19 protein-coding genes and 3 pseudogenes are annotated in these 21,007 nt (G+C 71.5%); 11 read left to right on the top strand and 11 right to left on the bottom strand.

Annotated features, from left to right (window positions below; all coding sequences use genetic code 11):
- Positions 1-135 precede the first annotated feature (135 nt).
- From ACZ4MF_RS30460 to ACZ4MF_RS30470, 3 genes are all read left to right on the top strand, one after another.
- Positions 136-792 carry a phosphatidylserine decarboxylase gene (locus tag ACZ4MF_RS30460; RefSeq protein ID WP_071384624.1) on the top strand — a complete coding sequence of 219 codons (657 nt, stop codon included), beginning with the start codon at positions 136-138 and terminating at the stop codon, positions 790-792.
- A 22-nt stretch (positions 793-814) separates the two neighbouring features.
- Entirely contained in the window at positions 815-1,636 is an 822-nt protein-coding gene (pssA, locus tag ACZ4MF_RS30465) for a CDP-diacylglycerol--serine O-phosphatidyltransferase (RefSeq protein ID WP_467495311.1), read from the top strand.
- A 227-nt stretch (positions 1,637-1,863) separates the two neighbouring features.
- Entirely contained in the window at positions 1,864-3,123 is a 1,260-nt protein-coding gene (locus ACZ4MF_RS30470) for an alpha/beta fold hydrolase (RefSeq protein WP_467495116.1), read from the top strand.
- 42 nt (positions 3,124-3,165) lie between these two features.
- Here the strand turns inward: ACZ4MF_RS30470 and ACZ4MF_RS30475 are convergent, their stop codons facing one another.
- Positions 3,166-4,284: a glycerate kinase gene (locus ACZ4MF_RS30475; protein ID WP_467495313.1), complete on the bottom strand. Its 1,119-nt coding sequence runs from the start codon at positions 4,282-4,284 to the stop codon at positions 3,166-3,168.
- Positions 4,285-4,487: 203 nt separating this feature from the next.
- On the opposite strand from ACZ4MF_RS30475, the gene ACZ4MF_RS30480 reads away from it, so the two are divergent.
- The 4 genes and pseudogenes from ACZ4MF_RS30480 (at position 4,488) to ACZ4MF_RS30495 (ending at position 7,070) form a co-directional block, all read left to right on the top strand.
- Entirely contained in the window at positions 4,488-5,579 is a 1,092-nt protein-coding gene (locus tag ACZ4MF_RS30480; protein WP_467495118.1) for an ADP-ribosylglycohydrolase family protein, read from the top strand.
- Between the two features lie 28 nt (positions 5,580-5,607).
- Positions 5,608-6,102 carry an NUDIX domain-containing protein gene (locus ACZ4MF_RS30485; protein WP_467495120.1) on the top strand — a complete coding sequence of 165 codons (495 nt, stop codon included), beginning with the start codon at positions 5,608-5,610 and terminating at the stop codon, positions 6,100-6,102.
- Between the two features lie 147 nt (positions 6,103-6,249).
- Positions 6,250-6,485: pseudogene (locus ACZ4MF_RS30490) on the top strand (ferredoxin).
- A gap of 300 nt (positions 6,486-6,785) precedes the next feature.
- Positions 6,786-7,070 carry a hypothetical protein gene (locus ACZ4MF_RS30495; protein WP_467495122.1) on the top strand — a complete coding sequence of 95 codons (285 nt, stop codon included), beginning with the start codon at positions 6,786-6,788 and terminating at the stop codon, positions 7,068-7,070.
- A 537-nt stretch (positions 7,071-7,607) separates the two neighbouring features.
- Here ACZ4MF_RS30495 and ACZ4MF_RS30500 read toward each other — a convergent pair.
- From ACZ4MF_RS30500 to ACZ4MF_RS30510, 3 genes are all read right to left on the bottom strand, one after another.
- The gene (locus ACZ4MF_RS30500) at positions 7,608-8,093 is read right to left on the bottom strand and encodes a methylated-DNA--[protein]-cysteine S-methyltransferase (RefSeq protein WP_467495124.1); all 486 of its coding nucleotides are present in this window, start codon (positions 8,091-8,093) and stop codon (positions 7,608-7,610) included.
- A 29-nt stretch (positions 8,094-8,122) separates the two neighbouring features.
- A complete protein-coding gene (locus tag ACZ4MF_RS30505; RefSeq protein ID WP_467495126.1) occupies positions 8,123-9,604 on the bottom strand; it encodes an AlkA N-terminal domain-containing protein in 1,482 nt (493 codons plus the stop codon).
- Positions 9,605-9,698: 94 nt separating this feature from the next.
- Complete coding sequence (locus ACZ4MF_RS30510; RefSeq protein ID WP_467495128.1) at positions 9,699-10,586, bottom strand: methylenetetrahydrofolate reductase; 888 nt, start codon at positions 10,584-10,586, stop codon at positions 9,699-9,701.
- Positions 10,587-10,822: 236 nt separating this feature from the next.
- Here ACZ4MF_RS30510 and ACZ4MF_RS30515 point away from each other — a divergent pair, with 236 nt between their 5' ends.
- Together ACZ4MF_RS30515 and ACZ4MF_RS30520 are read left to right on the top strand one after the other, a co-directional pair.
- The gene (locus ACZ4MF_RS30515) at positions 10,823-11,374 is read left to right on the top strand and encodes a transposase (RefSeq protein WP_467495130.1); all 552 of its coding nucleotides are present in this window, start codon (positions 10,823-10,825) and stop codon (positions 11,372-11,374) included.
- Complete coding sequence (locus tag ACZ4MF_RS30520; RefSeq protein WP_467495131.1) at positions 11,371-11,550, top strand: transposase; 180 nt, start codon at positions 11,371-11,373, stop codon at positions 11,548-11,550. The genes ACZ4MF_RS30515 and ACZ4MF_RS30520 overlap by 4 nt, the downstream gene beginning before the upstream one ends.
- 60 nt (positions 11,551-11,610) lie before the next feature.
- Here the strand turns inward: ACZ4MF_RS30520 and ACZ4MF_RS30525 are convergent, their stop codons facing one another.
- From ACZ4MF_RS30525 to ACZ4MF_RS30540, 4 genes are all read right to left on the bottom strand, one after another.
- On the bottom strand, positions 11,611-12,120 hold the full coding sequence (locus tag ACZ4MF_RS30525; protein ID WP_467495315.1) for an O-acetyl-ADP-ribose deacetylase: 510 nt from the start codon (positions 12,118-12,120) through the stop codon (positions 11,611-11,613).
- Positions 12,117-13,538, bottom strand: coding sequence for a phytoene desaturase family protein (locus ACZ4MF_RS30530; RefSeq protein WP_467495133.1), 1,422 nt, complete (start codon positions 13,536-13,538; stop codon positions 12,117-12,119). Before ACZ4MF_RS30530 ends, ACZ4MF_RS30525 begins: the two co-directional genes overlap by 4 nt.
- An 85-nt stretch (positions 13,539-13,623) precedes the next feature.
- A complete protein-coding gene (locus tag ACZ4MF_RS30535; RefSeq protein ID WP_467495135.1) occupies positions 13,624-14,472 on the bottom strand; it encodes an inositol monophosphatase family protein in 849 nt (282 codons plus the stop codon).
- Positions 14,473-14,563: 91 nt separating this feature from the next.
- Positions 14,564-16,378 carry a gamma-glutamyltransferase family protein gene (locus tag ACZ4MF_RS30540; RefSeq protein ID WP_467495137.1) on the bottom strand — a complete coding sequence of 605 codons (1,815 nt, stop codon included), beginning with the start codon at positions 16,376-16,378 and terminating at the stop codon, positions 14,564-14,566.
- A gap of 133 nt (positions 16,379-16,511) precedes the next feature.
- Here ACZ4MF_RS30540 and ACZ4MF_RS30545 point away from each other — a divergent pair.
- Positions 16,512-17,112, top strand: a pseudogene (locus ACZ4MF_RS30545) (lipoate--protein ligase family protein); the annotation flags it as partial.
- A gap of 315 nt (positions 17,113-17,427) precedes the next feature.
- Here ACZ4MF_RS30545 and ACZ4MF_RS30550 read toward each other — a convergent pair.
- Positions 17,428-17,934: a hypothetical protein gene (locus ACZ4MF_RS30550; RefSeq protein ID WP_467495322.1), complete on the bottom strand. Its 507-nt coding sequence runs from the start codon at positions 17,932-17,934 to the stop codon at positions 17,428-17,430.
- A 269-nt stretch (positions 17,935-18,203) separates the two neighbouring features.
- Positions 18,204-18,969, bottom strand: a pseudogene (locus ACZ4MF_RS30555) (RHS repeat-associated core domain-containing protein); the annotation flags it as partial.
- A 59-nt stretch (positions 18,970-19,028) separates the two neighbouring features.
- Here ACZ4MF_RS30555 and ACZ4MF_RS30560 point away from each other — a divergent pair.
- Positions 19,029-19,364, top strand: a complete 336-nt coding sequence (locus ACZ4MF_RS30560) for a methyltransferase domain-containing protein (protein ID WP_467495139.1) — start codon at positions 19,029-19,031, stop codon at positions 19,362-19,364.
- A 488-nt stretch (positions 19,365-19,852) separates the two neighbouring features.
- On the opposite strand, the gene ACZ4MF_RS30565 is transcribed toward ACZ4MF_RS30560, so the two are convergent.
- The gene (locus ACZ4MF_RS30565) at positions 19,853-20,944 is read right to left on the bottom strand and encodes a tyrosine-type recombinase/integrase (protein WP_467495141.1); all 1,092 of its coding nucleotides are present in this window, start codon (positions 20,942-20,944) and stop codon (positions 19,853-19,855) included.
- Positions 20,945-21,007: the final 63 nt, after the last annotated feature.

The raw sequence follows: 21,007 nt of genomic DNA on the forward strand, positions 1-21,007 counted from the left end.
CTCGGTGTTCAGCTGTTCTTCGGCCGCCGACTCGGCTTCCTGGCTTGCCCAGTTGCGGCCCGCGACCGGTACGATCCCGGGAAAGCCGCCGTCCCCCGTCATACCGCGCGGCATCATCCGCTACGAAGGTCATCCATGCCCCACAGCCAAACCTCTGCACATCGAGACAGCCTGGCCGGCGTACGCCTCGCGCGCGGAGCATCGCCGTGGCTCCTCCCGACCGTCGCCACCGCAGCCCTCAGCCTGGCCCGCGCCCGCCGCTCGGGCGCCGCCAAGGCCGTCGCCGTGCCCGCCACCGCGCTCGCGGCGGGCATGCTGTGGTTCTTCCGCGACCCCGAGCGCGAGATCGCCCGGGGCCGGGTCATCTCGCCCGCCGACGGTGTGGTGCAGAGCATCATGCCGTGGAAGGACGGGCGCACCCGCGTCGCGATCTTCATGAGCCCGCTGAACGTCCACGTCAACCGCGCGCCCCTCGCGGGCACGGTGACGTCCGTCGAGCACGTCCCCGGCGGCTTTGTTCCGGCCTTCAACAAGGAGAGCGAGAACAACGAGCGCGTAGTCTGGCATTTCGACACCGAACTCGGCGACATCGAGATGATCCAGATCGCCGGCGCGGTGGCCCGCCGCATCGTGCCCTACCTCCCCGAGGGCACGAAGGTCGAGCAGGGCGACCGAATCGGTCTGATCCGCTTCGGCTCGCGTGTCGACCTCTACCTGCCCGAGGGCGTGGAGGTCGCGGTCGAGGTCGGACAGAAGACCGTGGCTGGGGTGACTCGCATTGACCGTGATTGATCCGGAGACCCAGGCGGGCTGGGTGCCCGAGGCCGACGAGGCGGACGAAGAGGAGGAGATGCCCCTCTCTCTCCGTCTGTCGATAGCGGACACCCTCACGCTGGGCAACGCCACGTGCGGCTTCATGGCGGTGTACTTCACCACCACCGGCATCCTGATCCCGCACCTGACGGGCAAGGACGAGTCCGCGGGCATGGCGCGGCACAGCGCGGCCACGGCCGTCATCCTGATGCTCTGCGCGGCCGTCTTCGACCTGTTCGACGGACTGGTGGCCAGGAAGCTGCGCTCGTCCCCGATGGGCGCGGAGCTGGACAACCTCTCCGACCTGATCAGCTTCGGGCTCGCGCCCGCGTACTTCGTCCTCGTCTACGGCATGGTCGCCGACGACGCGCACCAGCGGATGGCGGCGCTGGGCGCGATCGTGGTGCTGCTGGCGGTCGTGCTCAGACTCGCCCGGTTCTCCTGCGTGACGATGAAGGACGGCATGTTCCAGGGCATGCCCAGCCCGTTCGGGGCGCTGACGGTCGTCTCGATCGTGCTCCTGGAGCTGCCCTTCGTGGCCACGCTCCTGGCCATCCTCGGCACCGCGTGGCTGATGGTGAGCCGCGTGGAGTACCCGAAGCCGCGGGGCCGCCTGGCCGGGGCCATGCTGTCCTGGATCGTGCTGAACATGGGCCTGCTGGCCGCCTGGGCCTTCGACGCGCCCAGCGGGCAGCTGCTGCTCCAGACGGGCTGCGCGCTCCAGCTGGTCATGGGCGCGGTGATCCCGCTGTTCGCCACGGCCCGCCGAGTGAACAACTTCCGCGACAACCGCCGCGAGGCGCGGGCGGCGCAGCTGCCCTGATCCTCCTCACCGGCACCCCGGGTGTGGCCCGAGCCCCTGCGGCTCGGGCCACACCCGTTTCGCGTTCAAGAGCTGTGCCCGATTGCCCGTTGAGCAGTCAATTACGGTTGTTTTCCGCCGAGTTGCGACAGTCCGCACGGGAGAGGACGGTGGATGGAGGGGGTTTGCCGTTGGCATGTGCCACGACCCAGGGGGTCCCCTCTCGCCATCTCGGACAGGATCCGACCATGACCAAGATCAACATCACAGACCGCAGCATCTCGTACCAGTCCACCATTCCGGCGAACGCCGGCGCGGAGGTGACCCTGTTCGTGCGGGAGTACGACGGCACCCCACCCACCCAGGACCACAGGCCGGTGCTGATGCTCCACGGCAGGAGCGCACCGGCGGCCGCGGCCTACGACCTCGTGCTGCCCCACGGCTTCGGCGACGGCGGCGCCGAGGACCGGTACAGCTGGGCGCAGTACCTCGCCAAAGCGGGCTACGACGTGTTCATCATGGACCTCCAGGGCAACGGGGAGTCCACGCGGCCGGACGTGATGAGCGATCCGTGCAACGCCAACCCGGCCCAGCAACTGCCGGTGCTGGTCCCCAACCCGCTGCCGCAGGTATGTGCCCCTCTCTACCCTCACCAGCTGGGCAACTCCGAGAGCGAGTGGGCGGAGCTGGACGCCGTGGTCCGGATGATCCGGGGTCTGTCCCCCGACCGGGACAAGCCGATCGAGTTCATCGGCTGGTCCGCGGCCGCGTTCGTGATGGGGCCCTACACCATCCAGCACCCGGAGAACGTCGCCCGCCTCACCCTGCTGGCCCCGATCTTCCCGCCCCGGGGCCGCTGGTCCACACAGCCCGACAACCCCTTCGGCCGCCCGCTCGACCCACAGGGGCTGCCGGTGTCCCTGCCGGTGTCCCAGCCGGCCGTCCTCTTCGGCTTCCCGCTGAACGTCAACAGCAAGTCCGGCTTCGCGCACTCGTGGGACATCGAGCAGGGCAGCCCCGAGCAGCGGGAGCCGGGCATGGACGACCAGGTGTGGGAGACGATGATCGCCACCGACGAGACCGGCCTGAAGTGGGGACCGCCCGCGGTGCCGTACGGCCCGCCCGCGGGCGTGCTGCGCTTCCGGAACACCTACTGGTGGGGCTGGAACGACCAGACCGCACCGCTGACGGACGCCACGGGCACCCCCGTGCTCGGCGGCCGGGTGCCCGTGCTCATCGTCTACGGCGCCCTGGACAAGCAGGCCAACAACGCGGCCACGCTGCCCCCGGTCGCGCACTTCTCCGTCCCGGACCTCTACGACGCCATCGCCGGGCCGCAGAAGCTCATGTTCTGCTACACGAACGCCGGACACATGATGGCCTGGGAACGCCCGGCCACGTTCCTGCACCACATGTCACGGCAGTGGTTGGACGACGGCAAGGTGGAAGGTCTCACGACCGGGAGCTACCTGCGGGACGCGGACGGCGAGCTCACGCCCCTGCAATAACCGCCGGGCGGGCGCGCCGCCCGCCCGCTGTCCGGCTCCCGCTCAGACCAGCCAGTCTCCCGCGATCCGCTCTGCCACGTCCTCAAGGATCGGCCCGGCGTCCGCCATGCACTTCGTGACGTCGGGCTCCACCGAGGTGAGGGGGTACGCCCGCTCGATCCCCGCCCGCAGCAGCGCCTCCTGAGGCAGAGCCAGCCGTCCGCACACCGCGACCACGGGCCTGCCCGCGGCCCGCGCCGCCGAGGCGACCCCCGCCGGTGCCTTTCCGTGCAGCGTCTGCTCGTCCAGCGACCCCTCGCCGGTGATCACCAGCGAGGCCCGCTCCAGCGCGGGCGCGAAGCCGAGGACGTCGAGCATGACCTCGATGCCGGGGCGGAAGCGGGCGCCCAGGAGGAGGGCGCCGTAGCCGATACCGCCCGCGGCGCCCGCGCCCGGCGCCGCGGCGTACTCGGCGGCCCGCGGCCCCACGGTCGCCTCCAGCACCTTCGCGTAGTGCGCGAGCGCCCCGTCCAGGGTGTCCACGTCGTCCGGCGAGGCGCCCTTCTGCGGGCCGTAGACGGCCGGTGCGCCCTTCGGCCCGGTCAGCGGATTGTCGACATCGCTCGCCAGTACCAGTTCGACCGAGGAGAGGCGGGGGTCCAGGCCGGACAGGTCGGCGCGGGCCAGGTCGGCGAGGCCGCCGCCGCCCGGGGGCACCGGCTCGCCGTCCTCGTCCAGGAACCGGGCGCCCAGCGCCGACAGCATCCCGGCACCGCCGTCCGTCGTGGCACTGCCGCCGACACCGAACACGATCGTCCGCGCGCCGGCGCCCAGCGCGGCCCGCAGCAGCTCTCCGGAGCCGTACGTCGAGGCGGTCAGGGGCGCGAAGACACCGGCCGGGAGCCGCTGGAGGCCGCTGGCCTCCGCCATCTCCACGACCGCGGTCGTGCCGCGCAGCGCGTACGCGGCCGTCACCTCCTCGCCCAGCGGCCCGGCGACCCGCACCTCGCGCCGCTCGAAACCGGCCGCGACCGCCGCGTCCACGGTGCCGTCGCCGCCGTCGGCCACGGGCAGCGCCTCGACCTCGACGTCCGGCACGACCCGGCGCAGCCCGGCCGTCACCCGCTCGGCGACCTGCACGGCCGTCAGCGAGCCCTTGAACTTGTCCGCGGCGACGAGCACCCGACAGGGCTCGTCCACGCTTGCGTCCGCCACCTTGCTTTCCCCTTGCTCTCCGGGCCCCGCGCACGTCAGGGCCAGTCGCGCCGCTGCGACCATAACCGCAAGCAGCCCCCGCCGTCATGCCCCGACCGAAAGCTGGGAAGCGGCTGGGGGCGCCCTGGGGAAACCGGGAGCGCCCTGGGAAAAACGGGTACACCCCACCCATGACCCTCCAGCCCGCCTCCGCCCCGCAGCGCACCGGGCCGGACCTCGCCGACCGCATCCACGGCGGCTGGCTCGGCCGGATCGCGGGCAACATGCTCGGCAAACCGGTCGAACAGGGCGAGGTGTGGACCCGCGACCGCATCGACCGCTACCTGCGCCGGGCCGGGGCGCTGCCGCTCACCGGCTATCTGCCCGAGCCCGTCGACCCGGCCGACCGGGCGGTGCTGCGCCCGGAGTGGCGGGCCTGCGTGCGCGGGGGCATCGCGGGCAGCTGCCGCGACGACGACGTGGACTACACGCTCCTCGGCCTGGACCTGCTGGAGACCCACGGCTTCGGCTTCAGCACCGAGCAGGTCGGCGGCCTGTGGCTGCTCAGGCTGCCGTATCTGCAGACCTTCACCGCGGAGCGGGCCGCGTACCGCAACCTCGTCGCGGGGCTCAGGCCGCCGCTGACGGCGACGTACCACAACCCCTACCAGGAGTGGATCGGGGCGCTGATCCGCGCCGACATCCACGGCTGGGTCTGCCCCGGCGACCCGGTCCGCGCCGCCGGGCTGGCCCGCCGGGACGCGGTGCTGTCGCACACCGGCAACGGGGTGTACGGCGCGATGTGGGCCGCCGCGCTGATCGCGGCGGCGTTCACCGCGCCGAGCGTGCGGGACGCGGTGGAGGACGGGCTCGGCGTGATCCCGGCGAGCAGCCGGCTCGCCCGGACCGTACGGCGGGTCACGGCCCTGCACGAGTCCGGGCTGTCCTGGCAGGAGACCCTGGCCACGCTGTCCGAGGAGACCGCCGGGCTCGGCTGGATCCACACCGTCCCGAACGCCGCCGTGCTGACCGCAGGACTGCTGTACGGCGACGACGACTTCACCCGGACCGTCGCCCTGACGGTGCGCGGCGGCCTGGACACCGACTCCAACGGGGCGACCGCCGGCTCGGTGGCCGGGGTCCGCACCGGCGCCGCCGGTATCCCCGCCCCGTGGACGGAGCCGCTGCGGGACACGGTACGGAGCGCGGTGTCCGGCTTCGACGGCGCACGGATCAGTGCGCTGGCGGAACGCACCCTGCGCCTGGCGACGGCCGCGCCGTAGCCGTGCGGCGGCTGGTTAGGCTGCCGCAATGACCACGACTGATGACTTCGCCACGTACATCGCGAGCCTGCCGCGCGTCCTCGCCGGTGCCGCCGTGCTCTTCCGGGACGCCGAGGGGCGGGTGCTGCTCGTCGAGCCCAACTACCGCGAGGGCTGGGCGCTTCCGGGCGGCACGATCGAGTCCGACGACGGCGAGGGCCCGCGCGAGGGCGCGCGCCGCGAGACGCTGGAGGAGATCGGTCTCGACCGGGCGCCGGGCCGGCTGCTGGCCGTGGACTGGGTGCGCGGCGAGGCCCGCCCGCCGCTGGTGGCCTACCTGTACGACGGCGGTGTCCTCACGGACTCCGACCTGAGGTCCGTCCGGCTCCAGGAGGAGGAACTGCTGTCCTGGCGCCTGGTGGCGCGCGAGGAGATCACCGACCACCTGCCCGGCGCGCTCGGCCGCCGCGTGCTGGTCTGCCTGGACGTCCTCGCGGACGGCTCCGGCACCGCGGAACTGGAGAACGGCCACCGGGTGGCCTAGCGGCGGCTTCTCGGGCCTCGTTCCCGGTTTGCGGCCGGTCCGGCGGAGTCGATGCTCAAAAAGAGGCATGCCGACCGATCGTGTGGACCGAACGCAGGGGTTGCGGAGCCTGCGGGCAACCGCGGCCGGGCAGAGAGCGGGTCCCGGATGAGGCTCGTCGTCGATCTCAACCGCTGCCAGGGATTCGCGCCGTGTGTGTTCCTCGCCCCGGACGTCTTCTCCCTGCACGGGAACGAGGCGCTGCTGTTCTCCCCCGCTTCGACGAGGCACAGCGTGACCGGGTGGAGAAGGCCGCCGCCGCCTGCCCGGTCCAGGCCGTCCTCGTCGACTACTCCGACGAGCCGACGCGGCGGGCGAAGCAGGTGGAGCCCCATGCCGGCTGACGCGGACACCGAGGTCCTGCGGCGCACGGGCCGCATCGTCGTCGTCGGTGCCTCGCTGGCCGCTTCGGGCCATCTTCGCGTTCCTCAACGGAAACGCACCCCGCACCAACCCGCTGCCGGTCGGATTCGGAGTCGGGGATCCTCGACTGAATGCGGGTGGCCTAGCGTGGGGCGGGGTGCCCGCGATGCCTATGCAACCGGCGCGCCAATGCCTGATTTGCGATACTTCGCATTAATGTCCTGTAAGTGAAATAAGTCGGTCTATCACAGATCGCATCCATTCACTTTCACGGAGACGACATGCACAAGCTTCGCAAGGTTGCCGTCCTGGTCGCCGCCCTCGGCAGCGTGGGAATCATGGCCGCTGGTACCGCCCACGCCGGCGGCGAGGGCGGCGGCCACGGCGACGGCTTCAACATCCAGCAGAGTTCCAAATGCAGGTCGCACGACCTGAACGCCGACGTCCTCGGCGAGGTCGGACTGATCAACGGCGCGCTGGGCAACGCGCTCAACGGCGAGGGCAACCCGGGCGCCCAGGCCAGCAGCCTCGGCTCGACCATGGGCTGCAACAACAGCGCGTTCTAATGGCAGGTGCGCCCCTCGGCGGATCGAGGGGCGCACCGCGTCTCGCATCAGGATGGATGTCGGACGCGCGACCGCCCCGTCTTTGTGGAGGAGCGGGGCGGTCGGTGCGGTCTCAGACCGAGATGTCCGGTGGGCCCGGTTGGCGCCGGGCCGGATCCCAGGATGCCACGACAGGCAAGCCGGGTTCTCCACATCCGGCAGGCCCGCCACAGCAGTTCGGCGCTCCGGCAGCGGTGGTGTGCGCACAGCCGGCCACTGATGCCGTCGACGCGGTGTTCGAGGCGTCAGGGCCGCCTGAGCCGACCAAGTTGACCGTTCAAGGCCGACGTCGCCGCGTTCGAGGCCGCCGGGCGGATCCAAGCCCTCCCCGGCCACAGCGGGTACTCCCTGACCGCCGATACCCATACCTCGGTGTTGCCCCGGTTCGAGAAGGCCGAGGCCGAAGCACCGGTCGCCCCGGTGCCTTCAGGCAAGGCTCCGACCTGGTACATCTCGGTGCTTCGGCGGGCGAGAGGGGGCGGGACAGCTGGATTCGAATCAGCGTGTCCTGGTTTCGAAGTCCAGCAGACGGCGCTTGCGGTCCAGGCCGCCGCCGTAGCCGGTGAGGTCTCCGCTCGCGCCGATGACCCGGTGGCAGGGCACGATGATGCCGATCGGGTTCCTGCCGTTGGCGAGGCCGACCGCGCGGGAGGCCCGGGGATTGCCGAGGGCGTCGGCGAGTTCGCCGTAGGAGCGCGTCTCGCCGTACGGGATGCGGGTGAGCTGGTCCCAGACGCTGCGCTGGAACGGCGTTCCGGCCAGGCGCAGTTCGAGGGAGAACTCGGTCAACTCGCCCGCGAAGTAGGCCGACAGCTGCTCCTCTGCCGCCGTGAAGGGGGCGTCGCCGAGGCTGCCGGGGCCGCCGAGGGACTCCTCCGGCGGGCGGTGGCGCTGCCCGGCCATGTACAGGCCGCACAGCGCGCCGTCCTCGGCGACGAGCGTGAGGGGGCCGTAGGGGCTGGGGATGACGGTGTGCTGTTTCATGTGTCGCCGGTCCTTGTACGTGTACGGGCTCAGACGGGAAGGAAGTTGATCGGGTGGCGGTCGGTCGCCCACAGGTACTGCACCGCGTACGCCCGCCAGGGCCGCCAGGTCTCGGCGCGGGCGGTGAGGGCGGCGGGGGTGGCCGGCAGCCCCGACTCGGCCGCGGCGCGGCGGATTCCGAGGTCGGTGGGGAGGAAGGCGTCGGGGTCGCCCAGGGCGCGCATGGCGATGACGTCGACCGTCCAGGGGCCGAAGCCGGGCAGGGCGAGGAGCCGGGCGCGGGCCTCGGACCAGTCGGACTCGACGCCCAGGTGCAGGGTGCCGTCGGCGAGTTGGCGGACGAGGGTGGTGAAGGTCGTACGCCGGGTGCGGGGCATGGCCAGCGTGTCGGGGTCCGCGCCGGCGAGGGCCTCGGGGGACGGGAAGAGGTGGGTGAGGCCGCCCTCGGGGTCGTCCAAGGGCTTGCCGTGCGCGGTGACCAGACGGGCCGCGTGGGTGCGGGCGGCGGCCGTGGACACCTGCTGGCCGAGGACGGCACGGACCGCGAACTCCGCCTCGTCGACCGTGCGCGGCACCCGGCGGCCCGGTGCCTTGTCGACCAGGGGTGCGAGGAACGGGTCGGCGCGCAACCGGTCGTCGACGGCGACCGGATCGGCGTCCAGGTCGAGCATGCGCCGGCAGCGGCTGATCGCCACGGTCAGGTCGCGCAGGTCGCCGAGGGTGAGCCGGCAGGCGATGTGGTCGGGGCGCGGGGCGAGGGAGACGATCCCGTGGCCGTACGGCAGGCGCAGCGTGCGCCGGTAGCTGCCGTCGCGCCATTCCTCGACGCCGGGTACGGCGGTGGCGGCGAGGTGGCCGAAGAGGTTGTCGGGGTTGAGCGGGGCGCGGAACGGCAGCCGGAGAGTGAGCGTGCCCGGGGTGCTCGCCGGACCGCTGCGGGGGGCCTTCGCGCGCAGCTCGCTCGGGGAGAGGGCGAAGACCTCGCGGACGGTGCCGTTGAAGGTGCGGATGGAGGAGAAGCCGGCCGCGAAGGCGATCTCCGCCATGGGCAGCGCGCTGGTCTCGATGAGCAGCCGCGCGGTCTGGGCGCGCTGGGCGCGGGCGAGCGCGAGGGGGCCGGCGCCCAGTTCGGCGAGGAGCTGGCGCTCGACCTGGCGGGTGCTGTAGCCGAGCCGGGCGGCGAGTCCGGGCACGCCCTCGCGGTCCACTACGCCGTCGGCGATCAGCCGCATGGCCCGGGCGACCAGGTCGGCGCGCTGGTTCCACTCCGGGGAGCCGGGGCTGGTGTCGGGGCGGCAGCGCTTGCAGGCCCGGAAACCCGCCTGCTGGCAGGCGGCCGCGCTCGGGTAGAACGTCATGTTCTCCGGCTTGGGCGGGACGACGGGGCAGCTGGGCCGGCAGTAGATCCGGGTGGTCAGGACGGCGGTGAAGAACCATCCGTCGAATCGCGCGTCCTTGGACTGCACGGCGCGTACGCAGTGTTCCCGGTCGAGGTGCGTCGCTGTCTGCATGCTTCAAGGATCGACCACGGGCACCGGCTGCCGCTGGCGGAAATCCGACACCAGCGTTCCCCGGCGTGGGGCGGGGCGGGTCCCCGTCCAGCACCTAGGGGGTGTCGGTGCTCGTGCCCACGCCGTGCCGGAAGGCGGCGATCCACTCGGCGGTGTGGCGCAGTCCGCCGAAGGTGTAGAAGTGCACCTTGACCGTGCCGTGCCGCTCGGGGTCGTAGCGCCGGGCGAGGGTGTGCAGGAAGCGGTCGGGACCGGTCGTGCCCATGAGGTTGGTCAGCGAGAAACCGTACTTGCGGGCGACGGAGGCGCTCGTCGCGACGCCGAACCGGGTGGCGTAGCCGAGCAGCCGGCGCACCCCGGCCGGGCCGGGCACGCCGATGCGGACGGGGAGGTGGACGCCCCGGGCGCGGGTGGCCTCCAGCCAGGTGAGGACCGGCTCGACGTCGAAGCCGAACTGGGTGATGACGTCACCGTCGAAGCGCTGCGCCCCGATGACCCCGGCCTTGTCGGTGAGCGCCGACCAGAGCGTGCCGTCGGCTATCGCGGGGTGGCCCTCGGGGTAGCCGCTGATGCCCACGTGCCGGACGCCGTGGCGCTGGAGCAGGCCGGTGCGCAGGACGGCGAGGGAGTCCTCGTAGGGGCCCTCGGGGCGGGCGGGGTCGCCGCCGACGACGAAGACGTTGTCGGCGGTGCCGTCCTCGGCGAGGGCGGACAGGAACGCGTCGAGGGCGTCGCGGGAGGGCAGGCGGCGGGCGGAGACGTGCGGCACGGGGACGAAGCCGAGCCGCTTGACCGCGCGGGCGGCCGCGCGCCGCATGCCGAGGTCCTCACCGGCGAGGAAGGTGATGTTGATCCGCGTACCCGGCGGAATGCTGTCGCGGGCCTCCTCCAGCCGGGACACGTCCTTGCCGGTCATCTCCAACGAGAAGTCGTCCAGCAGAGCGGAACCGACCGCCGGCATGACGCTGACACCGGGCTTCATCGCGCTCCTCGTACGGGTGGGGTCCTGACCTCGGCCGATGATGTCACGGTTCTCGCCGCCAGCGGTGAGCACCTGGGCACGGAGGTATTCCCCAGCACCCCCGCCGGCAGGGCTCGTGCGATCAGCTGGGCCGGACGCCGCGCCGGTGGGGACCTCGGTGCCCTGTGGGTCATCGAGGGTATGGGCAGCTACGGGCCCCGATCGCCCGGCAGACTGCACGTCTCGGCTACCGGGTGGTGGAAGCCGCCAGAACGGGCCGCGCCGACCGCCGCGGAATCGGCAAGTCCGACCCGATCGACGCCCGGCGCACAGCCGCAGCCGTGCTTCCGCTTCCCGAAGAACAGCTGCGCACCCCGCGGATGGACGAGGGGATCCGGGCGGCAGCCCAGATCCTTCTCACCGCCCGGGACGAACTCACCGGCGAGCGAACCAGGGCCGTGAACGCCTTGACCGCCCTCGTGCGCATCGCCGACCTCGGCATCGACGCCCGACGACCCCTCGGCGCCAGGCAGGTCGGCGACATCGCCCACCGGCGCCCCCGTGAGGAGGACCTCGCCACCACGACAGCCCGCACCGAGGCCGTCCGGCTCGCCAGGAGGATCCTCGCCCTTGACGCCGAGATCACGGACAACATGAACCGGATAGGGCAGCTCGTCCACGCCAGTCCTGCCGCGGACCTCCTCGACGAAACCGGGATCGGCCCCGTCACCGCCGCCACCGTCCTGGTCGCCCGGTCCCACCCAGGCGTGTTCGCGACGAGGCCGCGCTTGCCGCCCTCGCCGGAGTGAATCCCATCCCCGCCTCGTCGGGCAACACCAGTCGCCACCGGCTCAACCGCGGCGGCGACAGGCGTCTCCACCGCGCCCTTCCCGACGCCTCTATCGCCGTCTCAACAGCGCCGCTTCGGCGAATACGGGGGTTGACGGGACATAGAAGCGTGATTGAAGGCCGGTGCCCCTGTTGAGGCGCCGGCCTTGCCAAGCCCGCCCGTGCGGGGCTCAGGCGCAATGGCACCTCGGCTCAGTCAGCCGAGTTGCCGGGCGAACGCCTCGTACCCTCGATCGTCGAAAAGGACGAACCGGACCTCTTCGACCGCTGTGGCCGTGTTCCGTACCGTCTCCACTGCGATTCGGGCCGCATCCTCCATCGGCCACCTGTACACGCCGGTGGAGATCGCCGGGAACGCAACCGTCCTGGCACCCAACTCGTCGGCTACGTGAAGCGACTCCCGGTAGCAGGAGGCGAGCAGCTCCGAGCGGTCCTCGCCGGCGCTGTACACCGGGCCCACGGTGTGGATGACCCAGCGGGCGTCGAGGGCGCCCGCCGTGGTGGCGACCGCCCGGCCCGTGGGCAGGCCCTTGCCGTACCGGGAGGCGCGCAGGGCGCGGCACTCCTCCAGGACGGCGGGGCCGCCGCGGCGGTGGATGGCGCCGTCCACCCCGCCGCCGCCGAGCAGCGAGGAGTTGGCGGCGTTGACGATCGCGTCGGCGCTCTGCCGGGTGATGTCGCCCTGGACGAGGGTGATGAGGGTCATGTCGTCCGTCTCAGTCTCCGCCATACGGCTTTGGCCGCGTTGTGCCCCGACATGCCGTGCACACCGGGTCCCGGCGGGGTGGCCGAGGAGCAGATGAAGACGGCCGGATGGGGCGTGTGGTAGGGGAACAGGGACAGTCTGGGGCGCAGGAGCAGCTGAAGTCCGGAGGCCGCGCCGCAGGCGATGTCCCCGCCGACGTAGTTGGCGTTGTGCGCGGCCAGCTCGGCGGGGCCGGCGGTGGCGCGGGCGAGCACGCGGTCGCGGAAACCGGGGGCGAAGCGCTCCAGTTGGCGTTCCAGGGCGTCGGTGAGGTCGCCGGACCAGCCGTTCGGCACATGGCCGTACGCCCAGAAGACCTGTTTGCCCTCGGGCGCGCGGGTGGGGTCGACGATGCTCGGCTGCACGGTGATCAGGAACGGCCGGTCGGGGGCGCGGCCCTCGCGGGAGGCGGCCCGCAGGGCGGTGCCGATGTCCGCCTTGCTCGGGCCGAGCTGGACGGTGGTGGCGACGCGGGCCTCGGGCGCGGTCCAGGGCACCGGTCCGTCCAGCGCGTAGTCGATCTTGAAGGCGCCGGCGCCGTAGCGGTAGCGCGCGTAGAGGTCGCCGAAGCCGGCGATGCGGGCGAGCGCGGTGGGCGAGGTGTCGAAGACGTACGCGCGCGCGGGCGGCAGGTCGTCCAGGCGCTTGACCTCGTAGTCGGTGTGCACCGCGCCGCCGAGGTCGGCCAGGTATCCGGCGAGGGCGTCGGAGATCGCCTGGGAGCCGCCGCGCGGCACCGGCCAGCCGCGGGCGTGCGCCGCCAGCGCGAAGACCAGGCCGATCGCGCCGGTGGCCAGGCCGTCGAGCGGTGACATCACATGCGCGACGAGACCCGCGAAGAGGGCCTTGGCCCGCTCGTCCTTGAAGCGGCGCATCAGCCACGTGGACGGCGGGAGCCCGGCCAGGCCGAAGCGGGCGAGGGTGACGGGGTCACGCGGCAGCGCGGTCAGGGGCAGGGACATGAAGTCCCGTACGAGGGTGTCCCAATGGGGGAGGAACGGCTCGACCAGTCTGCGGTACGCGCCGGCGTCGCGCGGTCCGAAGGAGGCGGCCGTCTCGGCCACCGAGCGGGACAGCACGGCCGCGCTGCCGTCGGGGAAGGGGTGCGCCATCGGCAGCTCGGAGTTCAGCCAGCGAAGGCCGTAGCGCTCCAGGGGGAGGGCGCGGAACGCCGGCGAGCTGACGCCGAGGGGGTGGGCGGCCGAGCACGGGTCGTGCCGGAAGCCGGGGAGGGTCAGCTCCTCGGTACGGGCGCCGCCGCCGACGGTGGACCTCGCCTCGAACAGGGCGACGGAGAAGCCGCGGCGGGCCAGCTCCACGGCAGCGGTCAGTCCGTTGGGCCCCGCACCCACCACGACCGCATCGAGCATCGACGGCACGTCTCGGTCCCCTTCGTCAGCCGATGGCCACAGGGGACCAGGATAGGCCGGTGCACCGGCACGATCCCGGTCCGGGCCCCGACGCTCAGGCCGCCGTGCGCAGCAGTTCCACCACACGACGGGCGGTCGCCGTGTCGCGGGCCGCCGTGAACGGCAGGGCGTTGCCCCCCGTCACCCGGAACGGTTCGCCGCCGCGGGTGAGGTGGGCGCCGCCCGCCTCCTCGACCAGGAGCAGGCCGGCCGCGTGATCCCACGCCGCTTCCCAGGTGAACGCGATGCAGTCCAACTCGCCCCTGGCTATGGCGAGATACTCCAGGCCCGCCGAGCCGCACGGGCGCGGGGCGAGGCCGTCGGTCCACAGGACGCTCAGCGAGCGCTTCTCCTCGTCGGTGGTGTAGTCCGGGTGGGAGGTGGCGACGACGAGGTCACGGCCCGGCGCGGGCCGGCCCGCGGCCAGCCGCTCGCCGTCGAGGAAGGCGCCCCGGCCGCGGACCGCGGTGGCCATCCGGCCGCGGGCGGCGGCGTAGGTCCAGGACGCCAGGGTCACGCCCCGGTGGGCGAGCGCCACCAGGGTGCAGAAGCCGTCGTCGCCGTGCACGAATTGGCGGGTGCCGTCGACCGGGTCGACGATCCAGACGGGGGCGTCGCCCTGGAGCACGTCGTACGTCGCAGGGTCGGCGTGCACCGCCTCCTCGCCGACCACGACCGATCCGGGCAGCAGGGCGCCGAGCGCCTCGGTGAGCCGCTTCTCGGCGAGCCGGTCGGCGTCCGTCACCAGGTCGTGCGGTCCGCTCTTCTGGTCCACGTCGGCCGCGGACAGTCGGCGGAAGCGGGGCAGGATCTCGGCCGCGGCGGCCTGGCGCACCGCCTCCTCCACGTCGGCCGAGCAGCGCGTGAGAAACTCGTCGATGGTTTCCGTCATCTGTTCGATCATGTGTCCATGAGAGCACACCCCGCTGACAATCCCCTCCCGCCCGGTGCACACCAGGTGGAATCGGGATGAAGAGCGGGGGCCGCCCGCGCCGTCAGCGGCCCACCGCGTACCCCTGCATCCCGCGCGGGTTCGCCGCCGCGGACAGCACGCCCGTCTCCGGGTCCCGGGCGACCGCGCACAGCCGGCCCTCGGACCAGGCGGCGCCGACGGTGACGTCGTGGCCGCGCCGTCGCAGCTCCTCGACCACGCCGGGGTCCGTGCGGGACTCCACGGTCACGCTGCCGGGGCGCCGGCCGCGCGGGTAGAACGAGCTGGGGAAGCTGTCGTTGTGCCAGTTCGGGGCGTCGACGGCGCCCTGGAGGTCGAGGCCGCCGCGGACGCGGGCGCGCAGGGTCGCGGCCAGGAGGAAGTGCAGCTGCCACTGGTCCTGCTGGTCGCCGCCGGGAGTGCCGAACGCCAGCACCGGCACGCCGTCGCGCAGCGCGAGGGACGGGGTGAGCGTGGTGCGCGGACGGCGGCCGGGGGTGAGGGAGTTCGGCAGGCCCTCCTCCAGCCAGGTCATCTGCAGGCGCGTGCCGAGCGGGAAGCCCAGCTCGGGCACGACGGGGTTGGACTGGAGCCAGCCGCCGCTGGGGGTGGCCGCGATCATGTTGCCCCAGCGGTCGACGACGTCCAGGTGGCAGGTGTCGCCGCGGGTGGTGCCGTCGTCGGCGACGTGCGCCTCGCCGGGGAACTCGGCGACGGTCGGCTCGCCCGCGCCCATCGGGTCGAAGCCGTGGTCGCCGCTCTCCACGCGCGCGTACGCCTGCGCGGGCAGTCGCGGGGTGCGGCCGCCGGGGCTGCCGGGCCGCAGCTCCCAGGAGGCCTTGGCGCCGACCAGGGCGCGCCGGCCGGCGTTGTAGTCGTCCGACAGCAGCTCGGCGAGGGGCACCTCGGCGGCGTCGCCGTACCAGGCCTCGCGGTCGGCCATGGCCAGCTTGCAGTTCTCGATGAGCAGGTGGACGTAGTCGGCGGAGCCGTAGGCGGGCAACTCCTGCGGCAGCAGGGCGAGTTGCTGGAGGAGGGCCGGGCCCTGGCTCCAGGGGCCCACCTTGCAGACGGTCCAGCCGTTCCAGTCGTACGTCACGGGGGTCTCGTACGTCGCCGACCAGCCGGCGAGGTCGGCCTCGGTGAGCGTGCCGGTGTGGCGGGCGCCGCTGGTGTCCATGGTGGGCAGCCGGGACCGGCGCAGCAGGGCCTCGGCGATGAAGCCGGAGCGCCACACCGCGCGCGCGGCGTCGATCCGCGCCTCCCGGTCGCCCGCGCCGGCGGTCTCGGCCAGCAGCCGCTTCCAGGTGGCGGCGAGGGCGGGGTTGCGGAAGCGCTCGCCGGGCCGGGGCGCCCGGCCGCCCGGCAGGTACACCTCGGCGGACGAGGTCCACTCCGTCTCGAACAGCTCCCGTACGGTCTCCACGGTCGCGCCGAGCTTCTCCACGGGCGCGTGCCCGTGCTCGGCGTATCCGATGGCGTACTCCAGGACGTCGTCGAGGCTCTGGGTGCCGTGGTCGCGCAGGAGCAGCAGCCAGGCGTCGAAGGCGCCGGGCACGGCGGCCGCGAGCGGTCCGGTGCCCGGTACGAGATCGAGGCCCAGCCCGCGGTAGTGGGCGACGGTGGCGCCGGCCGGGGCCACGCCCTGCCCGCACAGCACGCGTACGTCGCCGCCCGCCGGGGCGAGCAGGATCGGCACCTCGCCGGCCGGCCCGTTCAGGTGCGGCTCCACCACGTGCAGCACGAACGCTCCGGCCACGGCGGCGTCGAAGGCGTTGCCGCCGCGCTCCAGGACCGCCATCGCCGACTGGGAGGCCAGCCAGTGCGTCGAGGACACCATGCCGAACGTGCCTTGCAGAGTGGGCCGGGTGGTGAACACGGTGCGGCTCCTGGGCTCGGGTACGTCTCCCGGGTGATCGTACGAGCGTGTGCGCCTCCCGGGAACACGGCGTCCCGACCAGCCGTTGATCTCGTGCGGGAGACAGAAGTGCGGGAGTACGGAGGCCCGGGCAGTGCACGGTGAGTACAAGGTGCCCGGCGGCAAGCTCGTCGTCGTGGACCTGGCGGCCGAGGACGGCGTGCTGCGGCACGTGCGCGTGGCGGGCGACTTCTTCCTGGAGCCGGACGAGGCGCTGGACACGGTGAACCGCGCGCTGGAGGGCGCCCCGGCGGACACGGACGCGGCGGGGCTGGCCGCGCGGATCGACGCGGCGCTGCCCCCGGGGACGGTGATGTACGGCCTGACCTCGGAGGGCGTCGCCGTCGCGGTGCGCCGGGCGCTGGCCCGCGCCACGGACTGGACGGACTACGACTGGCAGCTGATCCACGAGAGCCCGCAGCCGCCCGCGCTGCACATGGCCCTGGACGAGGTGCTGACCGCCGAGGTCGCCGCGGGCCGCCGCCCGCCGACCCTGCGGGTGTGGGAGTGGGGCGCCCCGGCGGTGATCATCGGCAGTTTCCGGTCACTGCGCAACGAGGTGGACCCGGAGGGTGCCGCGCGGCACGGCATCGAGGTGGTGCGGCGGCTCTCCGGCGGCGGCGCGATGTTCGTCGCACCGCGAACCGACCGTGCTACTCACTGTCCCGGTCCCGGCATCTCCGCTGCTCGGGCTATGGCGACCGGTACCGACGCCCACCGGTCGACGGCCTCCCCACCGTCTGCGCCAACCACGTCGACTCGAAGTCCTGCCCCGCCAGCGGCACTTACATGTCCCCGGCCGTCGCGGAAAAGTGGTTCCTCGATCGAGTGGCTCGACCGCGAGGCACTTTCGTACACCGCAGATCGCAAGGCGCGTCGACGCAGTTCGACATCCGCTGCGAGGCCTCGGCCCGAAACCAGCCGCCTTTCACGAAGCCCGGTGCCCGGCAGACGACCGAGAACGCAGGAGTTCAACCAGTGACGATGCCAACCTCCCCCAAGGGAAAGGGCTACACGCTCGACGCCTGAAGCGGATTACACATGGAGGACCACGAGGGCAATTCCCGTTCGATGTGCTCCCGACTCATCTCCGTGTAGTCAGGCGGAACGTCGCCGATCCCGTCTACTTCTAGAACGTAGAATTCCGCCTGCTTACCCGCGACGTCGAGTTGGGCGTCAGGGAAGAATTCAAACTTCGCGCGAAATGAATCGGCAGCTCGGTCAGGCAGGCTTGATACTACTGTAAGGGCCGCGAGAGGAACTTGGGCTGCCGAGGACTTCCAGCCGAAGGAGCTCAGTCCGCGCACGACAAGTAGTGCCGCGTTTCCGGCGTCGAATTGCAGCGAGGTGCGCAGTTCGAACAGGAGCGCAGCCGTCGAGGTCAGCTGGCACACGCGGGAGTCAAGCAACTGGGCTTCTTGCAGGGCGTCGGCCTCCCTCAGGGGATCCGGGTCCGCCGCCTCGACGAGAGCAGAGATTTCGCGCCTCGCTGCAACGAGATTGTTCACTGAGATCATGGAATCGGGATGTGATTGTAAGGGTCAGCTTTACTGACCGTCTGACCGGTTAGAGGGTTGACTGATTGTCCGGCCTTGTTCATGTAGACCACGTATCCATTGGGGTACTGATACTTTCCTGTCGTTACCGGATCCATGACTCGGACTTGCGTAACCCGGGGATCGATTCCCTTGGTGCCGGCTGGAATATCGTAAGCCCAACCCTTCCCTGTTGCGACCGGCGTGCCGGTTGCACCCTTGGGGAGAGGCAGTGTCTCCCCGGCGGGGCCCGTCACCGAGGCAATGTTGCAGGGATTCAGCCCGAGAGGATCTGATATCGACAGAGGCGCTGCCACATACACGTGGTGGTTGGGCGCCGGTTCAAGGCCGAGGGGGGTCGGGGCTGAGGTAACGGGCGGTCTCGGGGTCGTAGTAGCGGAAGTGATTGTAGTTCAGGCCGGTTTCAGCATCGGCGTACTGCCCGGGGAATCGGAGTGGGCATTCCACTGATGTCTGGCTGTCTGCTACTGCGGGAAGCTCGGTCCCCCATAGCGCGGTGCGATGCTGCCATGCCACCTCGCCGTCATCGGTAACCAGTTCGGTAGGAGTTCCTACGAGATCGGTGACAGTCGCGTGGAAGCGCGTGCTGCGATCCACGTTTGTATCCTCGGCGAGCTGAGCCAGGAAGGATGTCCCCGGAGTGCGCGTGCGACACCAGTGATCGGTCTGGGTGAGTGGGCGGTGAGTTCCTGGAGCGTAGGCCCAGGTGGTGGACCGCCCATCGGCGCCGGTCTGTTCTGCGAGCCGGGTTTCGTCCCAACTGAAGTCAGTTGTCGCAGCTGCGCAGCCGTCGGTGGCCTCGCGGAGTTTGGAGATGCGGCGGCCGAGTGGGTCATAGCTGTAGCGCCAGCACGCTCCGTCAGGAGTGACCACTGCCGTGAGTCGGTCGTCCGCATTCCAGGTGTAAGTCCAGGTGCGAGTCTGACCATTGAGTAGTTTGCGAGACTTGCGGACCAGCCGTCCCTGGGGATCATGTTCGTATGCGGTGCGGCCCGCGGCGCGCAGTGATGGCGTCAACTGTCCGTCTCTTGTGGCAGCTAGAGATCCTCGTCACGATGGCGGCCCTCGATCTCAGCGGGGAGCACAACCGGCGCCACCGCGCGGCCAACACCCGACGCGGCCTGGCCGGCCTGATCAAGGTCGTCACCGGATCCCTCAGCCAGCTTCCCTGCGAGGCGGAGCGCTTCGATGTGGACGAGTCCCTGGAGGTCCTGTGCCATGGCGCCGACCGGGACGTCTCACTGACCGAGGCCGTCCGCATAATCAAACCAGACCGAGCCCTGATCTTCTCCGACATCGTGGCGGCCGAGGAGATTCCGAACGAGGCCGTGCGGCGCGCGCTGTCCCGTCTCGGCGTGCAGATCCGGGCACCGCCATCGCCCTATTCGTAACGCCTGTCCAGACGGGGCCTGCAGACCGACTCCGAGAACCGCATCACCCACCACACGCGCCTCGACAAGGAGGTGCCCCGCCACACGCCCCAGCTGCGCAGCGTCATCAGCCCGCTCCACCTCGACGACCTGCTGGCCAATCTGCCCCTGTGGACCGACATCACCCGCCGCCAGCTACTGCGCTGGGGCCTCTTCCACGGCCGCCGCACCACACCCCGAACCAGCTCCTGCCACAGCATCGACAAGCCACCTCCACACACATGCTTCGCCGTTGATCCGAGCTGGCTGCTCACCCCCACTCGCCCAAGATTCAGCCCTCCTCCGCCACCGTCCCCAGACAGAGCCGCAGGTAGTGGCAGACGAGTCGGGCTGTACGCCGGGGACTGTCCGGCACTCTGTCCCAAACCCCGCTGATCTGCACATAGGTCAGGTTGGGACGACTGCGATGCACAACGCGTGCACAATCCCGACGGCTCGGCCCGGCGACGTCATCGGGTGTTGATTGCAACGCCGGGCTGTGATGGCACCTGGGCGCCGCGTGCGCTCGCAGTCCGGGTCACACGCTCGGCTCGGGGCTTGAGCGCGGCCTCCGGCAAGCCGGGAGGTGCGGTGATGCCGTACAGCTCCTCGAACGAGGCGGGCGCGTTCTCCCAGTCCACCTCCCATACCAGGTAACCATAGGTGTCCAGGGTCTCGGCGAGCCGTGCGTGCCGCATACGCGCCTGCACCTTGCGCGGCTCCAGGCCCGACGCCACCAGGACGGCGTCGGCGAAGTGACGCAGGTCCCGGAAGGTCGCGTTCTCCGGGACCGGAATCCCTCGTGCGCGGGCCCTCTGTTTGGCCAAGTCGAATTCCTGACACAGAGTCTTTTCCCGGACGGGTGTCCAGTAGCGGGTCACTGTGACCAGGTCACTGTACTCCGCCGAAATCGGCGGCAGCCCCCGTCGCTCGCGCCTGCGCAGGGCCGCGGGCTTCAATGGTGCCCTCCACCGGGCTAGATGCGCCTCGTACTCGCCGCGTAGGAAGGTTCCAACAGCGAGTGGCGCACGGCTCGCGTCGGTCTTTAGCGGTACGGCCTTTCCGCGCTGCCGTTGCTCCTCGACCAGCTGTTGTCCGGGAACCGTCTCCATGTCGGAACGACGGACTCCGGCGGCTTCCATGGCGCGCAGAGCTTGCAGCGAGCCGAACCAGATCAGAATCCGGTACCGGGGAACGATCTCATCGGCCAGAGCGACCACGTGCTGCCACGTCAGCCGGACTCCTCGACCGGTCCCCTTCGGCAGCCGAATACCCGCAACCGGATTGTCTTCCAGGTACCCGTCCTCTACCGCCATGGAGAGCATGGCCGAGAGCGCCTTCTTCACCCCGGAACGGGTGGTGTCGGGCATTCCCCGGCTCTTCAACGTCGTGAAGAAGTCCCGGTACTCTCCCCGCTTCACATCGCCCATCGGCATTGAGCCGAGTTCCGGAACGACGTGTCCCCGGAGCCGGTATCCGTAGGACTCGACGGTGCCCTGACGGCGTTCATGCCGCGACAGGAACGTCTCGACATAGTCGCTGATCTTCGGCGTCGTGCTCATGGCGTTCCGGGCCCGGTGGGGGAAGGGGTCCCTGCCTTCCTCGACAGCGGCACGCTGGCTCCG

Source organism: Streptomyces sp. NPDC025793 (genome assembly GCF_055558375.1).

Coding starts and splice junctions, on each gene's coding strand:
- ACZ4MF_RS30470 (WP_467495116.1), top strand. CDS start 1,864: ATGACCAAGATCAACATCACAGACCGCAGCATCTCGTACCAGTCCACC.
- ACZ4MF_RS30505 (WP_467495126.1), bottom strand. CDS start 9,604: ATGCAGACAGCGACGCACCTCGACCGGGAACACTGCGTACGCGCCGTG.
- ACZ4MF_RS30550 (WP_467495322.1), bottom strand. CDS start 17,934: ATGATCTCAGTGAACAATCTCGTTGCAGCGAGGCGCGAAATCTCTGCT.
- ACZ4MF_RS30480 (WP_467495118.1), top strand. CDS start 4,488: ATGACCCTCCAGCCCGCCTCCGCCCCGCAGCGCACCGGGCCGGACCTC.
- ACZ4MF_RS30525 (WP_467495315.1), bottom strand. CDS start 12,120: ATGACCCTCATCACCCTCGTCCAGGGCGACATCACCCGGCAGAGCGCC.
- ACZ4MF_RS30565 (WP_467495141.1), bottom strand. CDS start 20,944: ATGAGCACGACGCCGAAGATCAGCGACTATGTCGAGACGTTCCTGTCG.
- ACZ4MF_RS30500 (WP_467495124.1), bottom strand. CDS start 8,093: ATGAAACAGCACACCGTCATCCCCAGCCCCTACGGCCCCCTCACGCTC.
- ACZ4MF_RS30495 (WP_467495122.1), top strand. CDS start 6,786: ATGCACAAGCTTCGCAAGGTTGCCGTCCTGGTCGCCGCCCTCGGCAGC.
- ACZ4MF_RS30560 (WP_467495139.1), top strand. CDS start 19,029: ATGGCGGCCCTCGATCTCAGCGGGGAGCACAACCGGCGCCACCGCGCG.
- ACZ4MF_RS30510 (WP_467495128.1), bottom strand. CDS start 10,586: ATGAAGCCCGGTGTCAGCGTCATGCCGGCGGTCGGTTCCGCTCTGCTG.
- ACZ4MF_RS30535 (WP_467495135.1), bottom strand. CDS start 14,472: ATGATCGAACAGATGACGGAAACCATCGACGAGTTTCTCACGCGCTGC.
- ACZ4MF_RS30460 (WP_071384624.1), top strand. CDS start 136: ATGCCCCACAGCCAAACCTCTGCACATCGAGACAGCCTGGCCGGCGTA.
- ACZ4MF_RS30485 (WP_467495120.1), top strand. CDS start 5,608: ATGACCACGACTGATGACTTCGCCACGTACATCGCGAGCCTGCCGCGC.